This is a genomic window from Pseudoalteromonas sp. MEBiC 03485 (genome assembly GCF_004195145.1).
Taxonomy (GTDB): domain Bacteria; phylum Pseudomonadota; class Gammaproteobacteria; order Enterobacterales; family Alteromonadaceae; genus Pseudoalteromonas; species Pseudoalteromonas apostichopi.
In genome coordinates, this window is record NZ_SGBT01000001.1 from 295,295 (window position 1) to 310,000 (window position 14,706).

Annotated in this window: 13 protein-coding genes and 2 rRNA genes (1 of these 15 running past the window's edge); 8 read left to right on the forward strand and 7 right to left on the reverse strand. The window is 42.4% G+C overall.

What is annotated here, in order from left to right:
• Together EVU92_RS01350 and EVU92_RS01355 are read left to right on the forward strand one after the other, a co-directional pair.
• Positions 1–1,386 carry an ATP-binding protein gene (locus tag EVU92_RS01350; RefSeq protein WP_130049710.1) on the forward strand — a complete coding sequence of 462 codons (1,386 nt, stop codon included), beginning with the start codon at positions 1–3 and terminating at the stop codon, positions 1,384–1,386.
• The gene (locus tag EVU92_RS01355; RefSeq protein WP_130049711.1) at positions 1,387–2,328 is read left to right on the forward strand and encodes an alpha/beta fold hydrolase; all 942 of its coding nucleotides are present in this window, start codon (positions 1,387–1,389) and stop codon (positions 2,326–2,328) included.
• On the opposite strand, the gene EVU92_RS01360 is transcribed toward EVU92_RS01355, so the two are convergent.
• Positions 2,307–3,215 carry a cation diffusion facilitator family transporter gene (locus tag EVU92_RS01360; protein ID WP_130049712.1) on the reverse strand — a complete coding sequence of 303 codons (909 nt, stop codon included), beginning with the start codon at positions 3,213–3,215 and terminating at the stop codon, positions 2,307–2,309. The two genes, EVU92_RS01355 and EVU92_RS01360, sit on opposite strands and share 22 nt — an antisense overlap.
• A gap of 102 nt (positions 3,216–3,317) precedes the next feature.
• Between EVU92_RS01360 and trmL the strand changes: the two genes are divergently transcribed.
• The gene (gene trmL / locus EVU92_RS01365) at positions 3,318–3,782 is read left to right on the forward strand and encodes a tRNA (uridine(34)/cytosine(34)/5-carboxymethylaminomethyluridine(34)-2'-O)-methyltransferase TrmL (protein ID WP_054550977.1); all 465 of its coding nucleotides are present in this window, start codon (positions 3,318–3,320) and stop codon (positions 3,780–3,782) included.
• Between the two features lie 291 nt (positions 3,783–4,073).
• Positions 4,074–5,771, forward strand: a complete 1,698-nt coding sequence (locus EVU92_RS01370) for a GGDEF domain-containing phosphodiesterase (protein WP_167658222.1) — start codon at positions 4,074–4,076, stop codon at positions 5,769–5,771.
• Positions 5,772–5,853: 82 nt separating this feature from the next.
• Here the strand turns inward: EVU92_RS01370 and gpsA are convergent, their stop codons facing one another.
• Genes gpsA through EVU92_RS01390 form a run of 4 tightly spaced genes read right to left on the reverse strand, consistent with a single transcriptional unit; the run spans position 5,854 to position 8,118 of the window.
• Positions 5,854–6,861 (reverse strand): NAD(P)H-dependent glycerol-3-phosphate dehydrogenase, encoded by a 1,008-nt coding sequence (gpsA, locus tag EVU92_RS01375; RefSeq protein WP_130049714.1) that lies wholly within the window; start codon positions 6,859–6,861, stop codon positions 5,854–5,856.
• A 3-nt stretch (positions 6,862–6,864) separates the two neighbouring features.
• A complete protein-coding gene (gene secB, locus EVU92_RS01380; RefSeq protein WP_058586639.1) occupies positions 6,865–7,353 on the reverse strand; it encodes a protein-export chaperone SecB in 489 nt (162 codons plus the stop codon).
• Positions 7,354–7,394: 41 nt separating this feature from the next.
• Positions 7,395–7,652 carry a glutaredoxin 3 gene (gene grxC, locus EVU92_RS01385; protein ID WP_130049715.1) on the reverse strand — a complete coding sequence of 86 codons (258 nt, stop codon included), beginning with the start codon at positions 7,650–7,652 and terminating at the stop codon, positions 7,395–7,397.
• 34 nt (positions 7,653–7,686) lie between these two features.
• Positions 7,687–8,118: a rhodanese-like domain-containing protein gene (locus tag EVU92_RS01390; RefSeq protein WP_130049716.1), complete on the reverse strand. Its 432-nt coding sequence runs from the start codon at positions 8,116–8,118 to the stop codon at positions 7,687–7,689.
• 192 nt (positions 8,119–8,310) lie between these two features.
• Between EVU92_RS01390 and gpmM the strand changes: the two genes are divergently transcribed.
• Genes gpmM through EVU92_RS01410 form a run of 4 tightly spaced genes read left to right on the forward strand, consistent with a single transcriptional unit; the run spans position 8,311 to position 13,096 of the window.
• Positions 8,311–9,855, forward strand: a complete 1,545-nt coding sequence (gene gpmM, locus EVU92_RS01395) for a 2,3-bisphosphoglycerate-independent phosphoglycerate mutase (protein ID WP_130049717.1) — start codon at positions 8,311–8,313, stop codon at positions 9,853–9,855.
• A gap of 3 nt (positions 9,856–9,858) precedes the next feature.
• Entirely contained in the window at positions 9,859–10,998 is a 1,140-nt protein-coding gene (locus EVU92_RS01400; protein ID WP_130049718.1) for a peptidoglycan DD-metalloendopeptidase family protein, read from the forward strand.
• 35 nt (positions 10,999–11,033) lie between these two features.
• Positions 11,034–12,302: a S41 family peptidase gene (locus EVU92_RS01405; protein WP_130049719.1), complete on the forward strand. Its 1,269-nt coding sequence runs from the start codon at positions 11,034–11,036 to the stop codon at positions 12,300–12,302.
• Positions 12,303–12,337: 35 nt separating this feature from the next.
• Positions 12,338–13,096 carry a divergent polysaccharide deacetylase family protein gene (locus tag EVU92_RS01410; RefSeq protein ID WP_130049720.1) on the forward strand — a complete coding sequence of 253 codons (759 nt, stop codon included), beginning with the start codon at positions 12,338–12,340 and terminating at the stop codon, positions 13,094–13,096.
• Between the two features lie 270 nt (positions 13,097–13,366).
• On the opposite strand, the gene rrf is transcribed toward EVU92_RS01410, so the two are convergent.
• Positions 13,367–13,481 (reverse strand): 5S ribosomal RNA (rrf, locus tag EVU92_RS01415).
• 124 nt (positions 13,482–13,605) lie between these two features.
• Positions 13,606–14,706, reverse strand: a 23S ribosomal RNA gene (locus EVU92_RS01420) (it continues 1,782 nt past the right edge of the window).

The window sequence follows — 14,706 nt, forward strand, 5'->3', positions numbered from 1 at the left end:
ATGCAAACACCGAGCTGGCTAAAGCATCCCCGCCACTATTTATTTTTAAAAATCTTTGCCTGGTTTTGGGTTACTGTCATAGCCACTATCACTATATTGGTGTTTTTAAGCCAGTTAACGAGCAATGTAGGCAATGATGACCTGCGTGGACCCATGCTTAAAAATCTTGAGTACACCGCTAAAAGTATTGAACGCATAGTTGCTAAACACGGTAAATCTACTCAAGAGGTACTATCTCATCCGCGCTTATCCAAACATAAATTATTGTACTTAAATGGTGAGGTGCATGGTGTTGAGATGCTCAGCGAACCGGTATCCAAAGACATTGATTTGAGCTTGCTTAACTTTACCAAATATATGCGTCCGCAAATTATTTTTACCGATGAATATCAAGCCTATGGGCCTGTAGTATTGAATGTACCTGAAGGTAAATTTTATCTCTACGAGATTGATGAAAAACGCAAAAAACCGTTTTTTGTCAGCTTATGGCTGATGCCAATTTGGCTAAAACTACTCATTGCTTTAATTGCTTCTTTAATGCTTAGTTTCTTCTTTAGCCGTAATTTAATTGCCCCTATTAATAGTCTAAAAGAAACCGCAAAAAAACTGGCTCATGGTGATTTAACTGCCCGTGCCGATGTATCCCCTACTCGTCAAGATGAGCTAGGTGTACTTGGCCGAGACTTTAATACCATGGCAGTGCAACTTGAGCAGCTTATTAGCGCCCAAAAGCGATTACTCGCAGATATTTCCCATGAACTACGCTCACCATTAACGCGTTTAAAAATGGCCACAGGACTTGCGCAAATGCAAGCCGATGACGCACAAAACGCTTATTTAGAACGCATTGAAAAAGAGGCAAATCAGCTCGATAAAATGATTGCTGATGTCCTCCAAGTATCTCGCTTAGAGGCTAAAAGCCAAACACTGGCGTTAAGTAAACAATCTCTGCAAGTGATTGTTGATCACGTACTAAACGATGCTAAATTTGAAGCCAAGCAAAATAATAAAGAGCTCATTGTCAATGGGGCACTAACAGCCGACATCAAATGTGACGAAACCTTAATTGCCAGCGCCCTCGAGAATGTTCTACGTAATGCGATTAAATACGCTGAGCACTCTATTTCAATAGGTTTAATTGAATCAGATGCTATCTACATCACTATTTGTGATGACGGTAAAGGGGTTGAAGAAAGTAACCTTGCAAGACTTTGTGAGCCTTTCTTTCGTCAAGAGCATTCCCGCGATAGGAGTACAGGTGGTACCGGTTTAGGTCTTGCAATTGCAAAGAATGCTATCTCAGTACATGATGGTACACTAACACTTGAAAACCAAGAACACGGTGGACTTTGTGTAAACATCCGCCTTCCTTTTAAGAGTGAGTAAATGTTTTATAGCAGCGAAGCAAGCCTTGTCAGTAACATACCTAATATTAATAAGTTCTTTTCTGAGCAATTACAGCAAGACTTTCTGAGTACAGCTCATGGTAAGCTTTATTACGGTTATGCTATTCCTCGACAAGCAAAAACCGCTGTTGTTATTAGTAGTGGTCGAATAGAGTCTTTGGTTAAATACAAAGAGTTGCTATGGGAGCTATATCAAAATGGCTTTGCTGTTTTTAGTGTTGATCACCAAGGACAAGGCCGCTCTTATCGCCATTTAGAAAACACACATAAAGGCTATGTAAACCGCTTTACTGATTATGCTGATGACTTTGCTATGTTTATAGATACAGTAGTGAAGCAACACTGGCAAGGAAAACAAGTACTGCTCGGACACTCAATGGGGAGCGCCATTGCCTATGATTACCTGTCACGATATCAACATCAATTTTCGGGGGCATTTTTGTCAGCGCCCATGTTTGATATTTATACCAAAGGGACACCAAAGCCTGTAGCAAAACTGGCTGCTAAAATTGCATCTTTAATTGGTCTTAGCCACAGTTATGCATTTGGCCAAAGCGACTACTTACCGGTCGACTTTGCAGCCAATGAGCTAACCAGTAGTGAAATTCGCTATAAACTGTTCAGAGAGCTGTATGCTGCAGAAAATGATTTACAGTTAGGTGGGGTAACCTATGGTTGGCTCAATGCATCGTTTGATTTTATCGCCTCTTTAGTCGATAAAAAAGTCGATATTCCTTTGTTTATCGCCAGTGCTGAGCAAGATACAGTGGTCGATAACGCCGCTCAGTTTGCACTTACACATAAACAAAAACAGGCACAACTAAAAAGCTATGCTGGTGCTCGCCACGAACTTTTATGCGAACGCGACGAGATAAGGCAGGCTGTACTCAGTGATTTTTATCAGTTTTGTGCTGCACTTTGACGTGTTTTATTAACCACTGAAAGCGGGTCTAGGTGCATGAGAATATCCATTTCACAATCAAAATGAGTTTGAATTAAGGCCTCTACTTCATCTGCAACTTGATGCGCCCTGATCAATGATAATGAATCTTCAAGCTCTAAATGCATCTGAATAAACTTAATTTTACCACCTTGGCGAGTACGGATATCATGGGCGCCAAACACGTCTTGATGACTATTCACAATCTCCAATATTTGTTGTTTCTCTTCATCAGGAAGCTCTTTATCCATTAAGTGGTCAGCACTTTCGCGAGCAATATCCCAGCTGTTATAAAGCAAATAAACAGCCACACCAATAGCAAACAATGGATCGGCATAAGCGACACCGTACTTAGCTAATACGATTGCCAGTAATACAGCCAAGTTTAAGATTAAATCGCCTTTATAATGAATAGAGTCTGCTTTTATCGCAATTGACTCAGTGTGATTAATCACTTTTGTTTGAACAAATACCACCACAAGCGTACAAACGATAGCAAAAATACTAACCCAAATACCGAGATCAGAGTGCTTTAAAATAACAGGGTTAAATAAGCGCTCAACAGCATGAAAAGCTAAGAAACAACCCGAGCCGGCAATAAAAGCGGCTTGTGCAAGCCCAGCTAACGCTTCAGCTTTACCGTGACCAAAGCGATGATCATCATCAGCAGGACGTAATGCATAACCTAGGACTAAAAAGCTCATCAGTGATGCAGTGATATCCATTAACGAATCAGTCAATGAACCGAGCATCGAGGCTGAGCCTGATGCAAGCCAAGCCCAGCTTTTTGCCGCAATCATCAAACTCACCATTACAATGGTGACTAGACTGGCTGTTCTAACCCAAAACTCATAACTACGATGCTGCACAACAACTTACCTTCAGAGAGTAACTAGACTGAGTATATCATCTTTTCATTCTAGTTCGTGTATACTCAGCAGCAGATCTAATCCTTTTTAAATGAGATTCAAATGCTTGATATTGTGTTGTACCAACCAGAAATTCCACCGAACACGGGTAATATCATTCGCTTATGCGCGAACACGGGTTATGCGCTGCACCTAATTGAACCACTTGGTTTTGAGTGGGATGATAAACGGGTCAAACGTGCTGGTCTTGATTATCATGAATTTAGCCATGTACAGCGCCATGCGTCGTTTGAAGCATATCTTGAAAAGTGCCAGCCGAAAAAAGTCTATGCGTGTACCACTAAAGGCAGCCAATTTCACCACCAAGCGCAATACCAACCAGGCGATTGTTTAGTGTTTGGTCCAGAAACCCGCGGCCTACCTGATGAGCTCATTCAATCATTACCTAAAGAGCAGCGAGTTCGCATTCCGATGCAAAAAGATAGCCGTAGCATGAACTTATCTAACTCTGTGGCTGTATTTGTTTATGAGTCTTGGCGTCAACTGGGGTTTGTGAACGGTCAATAACTTATTGAAAAAACGCTCGTAATAAATATTTACTAATTGTTTAGCACGACCATTTTTTATGGACTAACCTAAATAGGTTAGTTTGTTCCCTAAAGATGGATTTTAATGCGCTTTTTCGCCCAAGTAGGCAGTATCATTTTGCTGATGCAGCACTTTTCTAGTGCTGCTTCTACTGCTGTTTCAAATCCCACTATCTCGCAAGCCCCAAACATAGCGCCCCTTTTACTGCTGATTCTTTTAGCTATTGTCATCCTTATTGGAGCGGTCATCTATTATCAAAGAAATCAAAAGATGACGCTATTGGATGCCCTACTCTCTCAGTCTAAAGATGGAATTTGGGTCAGCGATGAGCAGTTTCGGATCATAGAAATCAATAACGCATTTAGTGAAATATCGGGTTATAAAAAAAACGATGTACTTGGCAAAAAATTCAAAGCATTAACGCAAGCTGGTCGCGATAAGCAACTCGAAGAAATCATACAACAGGAGTTAAGTAATGACGGTTATTGGTCTGGCGAAATTTGGAATTTACGTAGAGATGGGCAACCCTACGCCATTGATTTGTGTATAACAAAAGTGACCACACCACGCTTTGCGAAAAGCTCTGTAAGATACGTTGGTATGTTTTCTGATGTGACAGCTCGTAAGAATAACGAGCGAGCTATGCTCAAGCTCACTACCAAAGACAGCATAACAGGCTTATCAAACCGCGCCATTTTTATAGAATCACTTGAAAAAGCAATTAAAGCCTGTAATGACACTTACCCAAGCCTGTTGATCATCTTTATCGACATAGACAATTTCAAAAAAATTAATGACTCACTAGGCCACACGATTGGCGATGTTCTGTTAAAAGAAGTCGCCTGTCGTTTAACCGACTCCCTAAATTCAGGCTTTACTATTGCAAGAATTGGTGCTGATGAATTCGCGGTACTGGTGCCGCCCTACCTATACTCTGGCAAAACGGTGTTCTTCGCCAAAAAGACCGCAGACATCGTACTACAACAATTTAAGACCCCTTTTATGTTAGATGGTTTTGAAACCTCGCTAACAGCGTGTTGTGGCCTTGCTATCTACCCAGACAATGCATACAACTGTGAAAACTTAATGCGCAGCGCAAATAGTGCCCTAAATCATGCTAAGAAAATGGGCCGTAATACTTATCAGTTTTTTGATAAAGACCGCCACACGCTCGACCCAACCGAATTAACCAAAGAAAGCGCTTTATTTAGAGCGATTACCAACAATGAGTTTGAGCTTTACTTTCAACCTAAGTTTGATGCTCAGCACAACCAATTGTACGGCTTTGAGGCTTTAGTTCGTTGGCCACAAGAGGATGGCAGCATCATTATTCCTGATGAGTTTATTCCTCTCGCAGAACAAAATGGGGCAATTATTCCGCTCACCCAATTACTGATGGAGCAACTTCTTAATCAGCTGGCTCAGTGGCGAAAGCAAAGCATTTCATTTGGTAATGTAGCTATTAATATTTCAGCCTTACACTTTCAACAAAGCAGCCTTATCGAAACGCTAATCGACAACTTGGCTAAATTTGACGTGCCTGCACATTGCTTAGAACTTGAAATCACTGAAAGCGCCATGATGGATAACCCTGAGTTTGCAGAACAGCAAATGAAACGGATTAAATCAATTGGTGTACATATCGCGCTTGATGACTTTGGCACTGGCCATTCATCGCTAAGTTACCTAAAGCGTTTTCCAATAGATACGCTCAAAATCGACAAGTCATTCGTAAAAGACATCGATAAGAATGAACAAGATCGCAATATCACTGCCACCATAGTGCGACTAGCTAAATATTTGGATATAAATGTGGTTGCTGAAGGAGTGGAAACTGAGGAGCAGGCCTATATGCTGCATATTATGGGTTGTCATTTCCAGCAAGGTTATTATTACTGTAAACCATTAAAAGCCGAGCAAGTCAGCGAATTTATTAATGACACGTTAGAGAACCAGCAATCTAGCTAGCAGTTAAAATTGCAAATAAAAAACGCGATTCATGAATCGCGTTTTTTATTTTACAGTGCACAATCTGAATTTTTAAGATTGTTTATTCGGATTTTTGCTCACGGCCAAGCAACGCCATCGCAGCTTCTTTTACATCTTTATTTTCATAAAGCACTTTGTAAATTTGCTCCGTAATTGGCATTTCTATGCCTGTACGCTCAGCAAGTAGGTACACTTCTTTGGTATTTCTATAGCCTTCTACGACCTGACCTATTGATTCAATCGCAGCTTCAACCCCTTCACCTTTACCAAGCGCAAGACCAAAACGACGGTTACGAGATTGGTTATCTGTACAGGTTAAGATTAAGTCACCAAGGCCAGCCATCCCCATAAAGGTATCTGAACGAGCACCTAATGCACAACCTAAACGACAAAGCTCAGCTAAACCACGAGTGATCAAGGCTGTTCGTGCATTAGCACCAAAACCAAAGCCGTCAGACATACCTGCGCCAATTGCAATCACATTTTTAACCGCGCCGCCAAGTTGTATACCAATGAAATCATCATTGTTATACACCCTAAATGAACGTCCACAGTGTAAAAGGTCTGCCAGCTGCTTTGCAAAATCTTTAGAAGTCGACGATACCGAAATAGCCGTTGGTAAGCCCATTGCCATTTCTTTAGCAAAAGTAGGCCCAGAAAGCACAGCCAATGGGATATCATCCCCAAGCTCTTGCACTGCTACTTCTTGCAATAAACGGCCAGTATTAGGTTCTAAGCCTTTAGTAGCCCATGCAACTTCGGCACCTTCTGACAACCAAGGTTTAATTTTTTGAAGCGTGCCTGCAAACGCATGACTTGGCACAACAACAAGAATGATCTTGCTTGCTTTAACTGCCGTTTCTAAATTAGCTTCTAGTTGAAGCGTTTCAGGAAAGCTAACATCAGGAACATAACGTTGATTCTTCCGCTCAGCTGCAAGCGTAGCAACGTCATCGCTATTGCGGCCCCACAAGGTAACTGGGTGACCATTTCTGGCAAAGCAAATAGCAAGGGCGGTGCCATAAGACCCCGCCCCTAATACTGTAACAGCTGATTGTGCTGTACTCATAGCTTATGCGTCTGCAGTTGCCTGTTGGTCTTGAGCAGCACGTTGTTGCATGTATTGAGCAAATAGTGCGTCAAAGTTAACTGGCGCTAAGTTTAATTGTGGGAAAGTACCACGGTTAACTAGGTTTGATACTGCTTCACGAGCGTAAGGGAAAAGTACGTTCGGGCAGAAAGCACCTAACATGTGCGCAAGCTGAACTTCTTCAACTTCACCGATAGTGAAAATACCCGCTTGTTGGATTTCACAAAGGAAAGCTGTTTCTTCACCGATTGAAGCCGTCACAGTTAAAGCAAGAACAACTTCAAATACACCTTCTTCTAATTTGTTAGAACGAGTATCTAAGTCTAGCTTAACTTCAGGGGTCCACTCTTTTTGGAAAATAGCAGGTGAATTTGGTGTCTCAAAAGAAACATCTTTAGTATAAATGCGTTGGATTGAGAATTGAGCGCCTGCTTGTTGTTCTGCTGCTGCGTTTTGATTTTCTTCGTTCATTGTAATTCCTAACTTGTATTCGTTTTTATATTTAAAATTTATTAAGCGTTAAGCTTTGCGTCTAAAAGGCCTTGCGCTTCAATTGCCATCATGTCGTCACAACCGCCGATATGTTCATCATTAATGAAAATTTGCGGAACCGTGTAACCACCATTAGCTTTGTCGATCATTTCATCACGACGCTCAGGGTGAACACCAATATCGATATTAGTGTAGTTTACACCTTTGCTCTCTAATAACGCCAAAGCGCGTTGGCAGAATGGACAGTATGCTTTGGTGTAAAGAACAACTTTACTCATAATAATTCCTCTATCGGGCTGTTAGCTGCTTTGTTTAACGACCGGTCGTTGTTGGTAAGCTAGCTGATTGCCAAGCGCCCATACCGCCCGCTAATACATAAACACGCTCAAAACCTGCTTTATGCATTGCAGTTGCGATACCTGAGGCAGTCATGCCCGTGGTACATACTAGTATAATGGGTTTAGTCTTAAACTTTTCAAGGCTTGAAAAATCAGATTGCTTTGCTTTTTCTGGATTTAAGTGAGTTGCGCCTGCAATACGGCCAGAGTTAAACTCTTTTTGTGCACGTATATCAACGACTTGACCATCATCACGGTTAATTAGCAAAGTAAGTTGCTGTGGATTGATTTGACGAATAGCCGAAAATTTACTTTTAAACCAACTGCTGATCAGCATTGCGACTAATGCCAACCAGATAATGCTCAAAACCGGATGATTTGAGATAAATTCAATATATTGATCCATGCGTTTTCCACTAAGAAATTTAGATACCACAGCGCATAGCCATGGGTTAATTAAAATTTGCCACGCAAGTATACGTGCTTGAATTGAAAATGCTAGGGCGTGAAATATTTTAATATGACATATTGATAGCTGATCAAAACCATAAAACACGGTATGCTAGTGATATATAAGTGCCAATCTTCAGGAGCTATAATGACAGAGCATAAAAAACCATTGGTATTAATGATCTTAGACGGTTGGGGATACCGTGAAGACACAGAAAGTAACGCTATTCTTGCTGCTAATACCCCAGTACTCGATAACCTTTGGGCAACCCGCCCACATACATTAATTTCAGGTTCGGGACTTGATGTTGGTTTACCTGCAGGACAAATGGGTAACTCTGAAGTAGGCCACGTAAATTTAGGTGCTGGCCGTATTGTTTACCAAGATTTCACTCGCATTACTAAAGCGATTGATGATGGTGAGTTCGATAGCAACCCAGCACTTGTTGATAATATTGACAAAGCTGTAAAGGCTGGCAAAGCCGTTCATATTATGGGTCTTTTAAGCCCAGGCGGTGTTCATAGTCATGAAGATCACATTGTCGCAACGATTGAACTTGCAGCCAAGCGCGGTGCAAAAGAAGTTTACTTTCACGGTTTCTTAGACGGCCGTGACACGCCGCCACGCAGTGCAAAAGCATCAATTGAACGAATCGAAGCCGTATTTACAGAACTTGGCTGCGGCCGTTTAGCTACGCTTGTTGGTCGTTACTATGCAATGGATCGTGATAACCGTTGGAACCGTGTCGAGCTTGCTTATGACGTTATGGTTAGTGGCATTGCTGAATACAGCTATACAGATGGCGTTACCGCACTTGAAGCCGCTTATGCACGTGACGAAAACGATGAATTTGTTGCTGCAACAACTGTTGTGCCAGAGGGCCAATCAGCTGCTGAAATTAATGACGGTGATACAGTTATTTTTGCTAACTTCAGAGCTGACCGAGCACGTGAAATGACTCGTGCCTTTGTTGATGCTGACTTCAGTGGTTTTGATAAGAAAAAATCACCGAAGTTAAGCGCTTTTGTAATGATGACTGAGTATGCAGCAGACATCAAAGCGCCGATTGCATTTGCACCGGAACCTTTAACAAACGTATTGGGCGAATGGTTAGAGAAACAAGGTAAAACACAGCTACGTATTTCTGAAACAGAAAAATACGCACACGTTACCTTCTTCTTCAGCGGTGGCCGTGAAGATGAGTTTGTTGGTGAGACTCGCGAACTGATCCCATCACCTCAAGTAGCAACCTATGATCTGCAACCAGAAATGAACTCTGAAATGCTGACCGATAAACTTGTTGAAGCAATCGCTAGCGGTAAATACGATGCTATCATCTGTAACTACCCTAACGGAGACATGGTAGGTCACTCAGGTGTATTTGAAGCTGCAGTTAAAGCTTGTGAAGCAGTTGATCACTGTATTGGTCGTGTGGTTGCAGCACTTGAAGAACATGGCGGTGAAGCTCTGATCACAGCCGATCATGGCAATGCTGAACAAATGGCTAACCCAGCAACGGGGCAAGCACATACTGCACATACAAGTGAGCCTGTGCCATTTATCTATGTTGGCCGTGATGCAACACCGCATGATGGTAAGACATTAAGTGACGTGGCACCAACCATGCTCCACCTACTCGGCTTAGAGCAGCCAAGTGAAATGACTGGTAAACCAATCATGACGCTGAAATAAGCTATGAGTAAATGTATTAACCACTTCCTTAAAATTGGTTTAATACTGACTTCATTAGTAGCAACTTCGGTTGTTGCTAATGAAGATCAAACCAAAAAAGACCTATCAGATATTCAATCAGCTTTACAAAAAACAGAGGCTGAACTTAAAGGTCAACGCAAGTCAATTGCCCAAATGCGCAAAGATCTCCGCGCCCATGAACTCGACATTGCTAAAAATGCAAAAGCATTAAATCTTGCAGCCCAATCGGTTAAAGAAAACGAGCAACAACAGCGTGAACAGCAAGCAAAGGCACAAAAGCTGAAAGCCCAACAAGCACAGCGACAAACCTTATTAGCTGCACAGTTAAAAAGTGCTTACATGGCTGGTAGCCATGACTACTCAAAAATGCTGCTTAACCAGCAAGACACTGCCAAAATTGAACGTACACTAAGTTATTATAATTACTTAAATAAAGCACGCATCGAACAAATTGAAGAGCTCAAAGCACTGCAGCAAGAAATTGCAGACAACCAAGCTGAACTTGAAAAAACTAAACAACGCCTAGTTGCTTTATATGACGAACAAAAAAGACGTCAGCAAGCCTTAGTCAATGCACAGCAAGAACGTAAAACTAACCTCAATAAACTACAATCAGCATTAAAAGAAACAAAGAGCTCAATTGATTATCTAAAAGAAAACGAGCAAACCCTAATAACCGCAATAGAAGAGCTAGAACAAGAACGAAACCAAAAAGTAGAACTACTAGGCTTACAAAGTAGTAAAGGCAAACTTGACTGGCCAACTAAAGGGTCATTACGCCATCGCTTTGGGCAACGTAAGCACGGCAACATAGATTGGAAAGGCGTACTTATCAGCGCTAAAGAAGGCAGTAATGTAAAAAGCGTACAGAACGGCCAAGTTGTTTACGCTGACTGGCTAAATGGCTTTGGTTGGGTTATCGCTATTGATCATGGCGATGGTTTCATGAGCTTATATGGCCACGCACAAACTCTACTTCGCGATGTTGGCGACCTTGTTAGAGAAGGGGAGACAATTGCTTTAGTAGGTCAAAGCGGCGGACAACCGGATCCTGGTCTATACTTCGAAATACGCCACAAAGGACGCGCAGTAAATCCTGTAAAATGGTGCAGACGCATTTAATTGATTAAATAGCTGCACTCTATGAGGAGCAGCTGATGCTAAAAACTAAACATTCTTGCAAAGCACACTTTTCCCCAGCTAAGTTTTTCACTCAGCTGTCTTTAATGATGCTCATAACCTTTCTCTGCCTGATGCTGCAATCGTTTCAGGCTAATTCTAAGCCCTCGTTACAGTCTCTTCAGCATCATGAATTAAACGAAATCCTTTTTAATATTCATACGTATTATGTAGATGATCTTAAACTACAAAATTCATTTGTTAACCAGCCAGATAATTTACAAGTCGAAGAATTGTTCGAACGCCTTGACCCTTATTCAAAGTATCTGGATGAGAATGAGCTCGATGCCATCTTCAGTAGCACTAATGGTCGATACACAGGACTAGGTATCGAAGTCAAAGTAGAAGATGGTCGAGTATTTATAGTCAACATCATTGATAAATCACCTGCAGCAGTTGCTGGTTTACAAGTAAATGATGAAGTTATTGGTATAAATCAACAGCCAATTATAGATAAAAGCATTGAAGAAGTAGCGAAATTAATTCGTGAAAGCGGGCAAAGCGCTGTCGATGTAGCAGTTAAAAGGGAGAAAGAAGCTGAGCTCAACTTCTCGATTAAACGCCAACAAATTAATTTGCAGAGCGTTAGTGGCTATTTAGCAGATACAGGCGTTGCACTAATCAGTATCAATGCATTTAACAATCACACACTGCACGATGTTGCTCGAGAACTTGCAAAAATGCAAGTCACCAATAGCTTTCCACTTTCTGGGCTAATAATTGATTTACGTGACAACCCTGGTGGTACATTACAAGGGGCCATTGAAGTCGCTGATCTGTTTTTAGATAACGGCACTATTGTTTCAACCAGAGGTCGCTTCAACGAAGCCAATCAAAAGTATCAAGCGCATAAGGGTGACATACTCAATGGTGCCCCTATCGCCCTACTTATTAACGAGAACTCAGCATCTGCGGCTGAAATACTCGCAGCAGCATTAAGAGATAATCAACGAGCAGTGCTAATTGGCGAAACCTCATTTGGTAAAGGCTCTGTGCAGTCGCTTATTCCATTAGGTAACGGTAATACGGCATTAAAACTGACCACAGCACGCTATTATACACCTGCAGGTCAATCAATCGATGGTAAAGGGATTCCCCCAGATGTGAGTATTAATCAAACAATGCTTTCAGAAATTGACCAAGACGTTATAATAAAAAACATTCAAGAATTGGCGCTTTTTAGCTCACTTCTAGATAGACAAGACAAAAAGCAACTTACAGCAAAGCAGCTAGTTATTATGCAGTAAGTAAATGCTCACAATGGATATAATAATTACAAAAAGTGAATCTACGAAAAGGCTTATTACTCGCCGTATGTTGCCTACCGCTATTCTGCCAAGCAAAGCAAATAGCCATAGTAATCGATGATATAGGTAATCATCAGCGCGATCTTGAAATATTAAAATTACCAGGGCAAGTGACATTCTCAATCTTGCCCCATACCCCCTATTCGCAAATTTTTGCAGAGCGTGCCAGTAAAACTCATAAAGAATTGCTTTTACATGTTCCAATGCAAGCGCTTGATAAAAGCAAAGCGCTTGGTCCAGGAGCCCTAACAGATACCATGACTAAGTCCGAGTTACAAACTACTCTCGGCCATGCGTTAGCCTCATTGCCACAAGTAAAAGGTGTCAATAATCATATGGGGTCTGAGCTAACACAGCTAACTGAGCCTATGAAATGGACCATGGAAGTCCTAAAAAAGCGTGGTTTGTACTTCTTAGATAGTCGAACAACTAGCCAAAGTGAAGCGCAAAATGTTGCCAACCTTTATGGTGTCGCAAACGTATCTCGTCATGTATTCCTTGATAACAATATCACCCAAAGCCAGCTACAACATCAACTTGAAGAACTAAAGACCAAAGCTGAGCACTTCAACTATGCAATCGCTATTGCACACCCCTACCCAGAAACCGTTGCATTTCTACAGCAAGCACTCCCAAAACTACAACAGCAAGGCTTCGAACTTGTTCCACTCTCACAGCTAGTAGAAACCAAATACATTCAATTAGCCAAGGCTGAACAAAGACAAGGGGAGTAAGCTGAACAAAACACGATTTGCGAGTTAGAAAAAGTAAGTCATAAAGGCTCTAGGTTCTAGGAAGAGTGTCGTTGTAGGAATGGCTTTAGCCATGAATGTGTTTGTTAAGGTCTAGATTCGGCACTGACGTGCCTCCTACAAGGTTTTGTTGCTGAGGGAGTCTCTGCACTATACAACCCCATATTTCAGCTGACGGCTGACGGCTGAAAGCTGACAGCTCCAGACGCAAAAAAGCCCGACTCTTTCGAATCGGGCTTTCTTTAATTTGGAGCCTGGCAATGTCCTACTTTCACATGGCAAATGCCACACTATCATCGGCGCTGTTTCGTTTCACTACTGAGTTCGGCATGGGGTCAGGTGGGTCCAAAACGCTATTGTCACCAAGCAAATTTGGGTCGTTAATCGCTTTAGCAATCAACTAAAATCTGGAATTCTGATATCAAGTAAATGTCTACTTTAGTTTCTTAACTTCTGTCTGTTACGCTGTCACAAAACGCGTTTGGCGTTGTATGGTTAAGCCTCACGGGTAATTAGTACAGGTTAGCTTAATGGCTCGCACCACTTCCACATCCTGCCTATCAACGTTGTAGTCTTCAACGGCCCTTCAGAGACTTTAAAAGTCTAGTGAGAACTCATCTCGAGGCCTGCTTCGCGCTTAGATGCTTTCAGCGCTTATCAGTTCCGAACGTAGCTACCGGGCAGTGCCATTGGCATGACAACCCGAACACCAGCGGTTCGTTCACTCCGGTCCTCTCGTACTAGGAGCAACCCCTCTCAATTCTCAAACGCCCACGGCAGATAGGGACCGAACTGTCTCACGACGTTCTAAACCCAGCTCGCGTACCACTTTAAATGGCGAACAGCCATACCCTTGGGACCGACTTCAGCCCCAGGATGTGATGAGCCGACATCGAGGTGCCAAACACCGCCGTCGATATGAACTCTTGGGCGGTATCAGCCTGTTATCCCCGGAGTACCTTTTATCCGTTGAGCGATGGCCCTTCCATTCAGAACCACCGGATCACTATGACCTACTTTCGTACCTGCTCGACGTGTCTGTCTCGCAGTTAAGCTGGCTTCTACCATTACACTAACCGTACGATGTCCGACCGTACTTAGCCAACCTTCGTGCTCCTCCGTTACTCTTTGGGAGGAGACCGCCCCAGTCAAACTACCCACCAGGCACTGTCCGTAATCCCGATTAGGGACCAACGTTAGAACATCAAAACTACAAGGGTGGTATTTCAAGGACGGCTCCACAAAGACTAGCGTCTCTGCTTCAAAGCCTCCCACCTATCCTACACATGTAGGTTCAATGTTCAGTGCCAAGCTGTAGTAAAGGTTCACGGGGTCTTTCCGTCTAGCCGCGGGTACACAGCATCTTCACTGCGATTTCAATTTCACTGAGTCTCGGGTGGAGACAGCGTGGCCATGGTTACACCATTCGTGCAGGTCGGAACTTACCCGACAAGGAATTTCGCTACCTTAGGACCGTTATAGTTACGGCCGCCGTTTACCGGGGCTTCGATCAAGAGCTTCGTCCGAAAACTAACCCCATCAATTAACCTTCCGGCACCGGGCAGGTGTCACACCGTATACGTCATCTTGCG

Bases quoted from the DNA above. Each gene is read 5' to 3' on its own strand.
- EVU92_RS01350 (WP_130049710.1), top strand. From the start codon at position 1: ATGCAAACACCGAGCTGGCTAAAGCATCCCCGCCACTATTTATTTTTA.
- EVU92_RS01355 (WP_130049711.1), top strand. From the start codon at position 1,387: ATGTTTTATAGCAGCGAAGCAAGCCTTGTCAGTAACATACCTAATATT.
- trmL (WP_054550977.1), top strand. From the start codon at position 3,318: ATGCTTGATATTGTGTTGTACCAACCAGAAATTCCACCGAACACGGGT.
- EVU92_RS01370 (WP_167658222.1), top strand. From the start codon at position 4,074: ATGACGCTATTGGATGCCCTACTCTCTCAGTCTAAAGATGGAATTTGG.
- gpsA (WP_130049714.1), bottom strand. From the start codon at position 6,861: ATGAGTACAGCACAATCAGCTGTTACAGTATTAGGGGCGGGGTCTTAT.
- secB (WP_058586639.1), bottom strand. From the start codon at position 7,353: ATGAACGAAGAAAATCAAAACGCAGCAGCAGAACAACAAGCAGGCGCT.
- grxC (WP_130049715.1), bottom strand. From the start codon at position 7,652: ATGAGTAAAGTTGTTCTTTACACCAAAGCATACTGTCCATTCTGCCAA.
- EVU92_RS01390 (WP_130049716.1), bottom strand. From the start codon at position 8,118: ATGGATCAATATATTGAATTTATCTCAAATCATCCGGTTTTGAGCATT.
- gpmM (WP_130049717.1), top strand. From the start codon at position 8,311: ATGACAGAGCATAAAAAACCATTGGTATTAATGATCTTAGACGGTTGG.
- EVU92_RS01400 (WP_130049718.1), top strand. From the start codon at position 9,859: ATGAGTAAATGTATTAACCACTTCCTTAAAATTGGTTTAATACTGACT.
- EVU92_RS01405 (WP_130049719.1), top strand. From the start codon at position 11,034: ATGCTAAAAACTAAACATTCTTGCAAAGCACACTTTTCCCCAGCTAAG.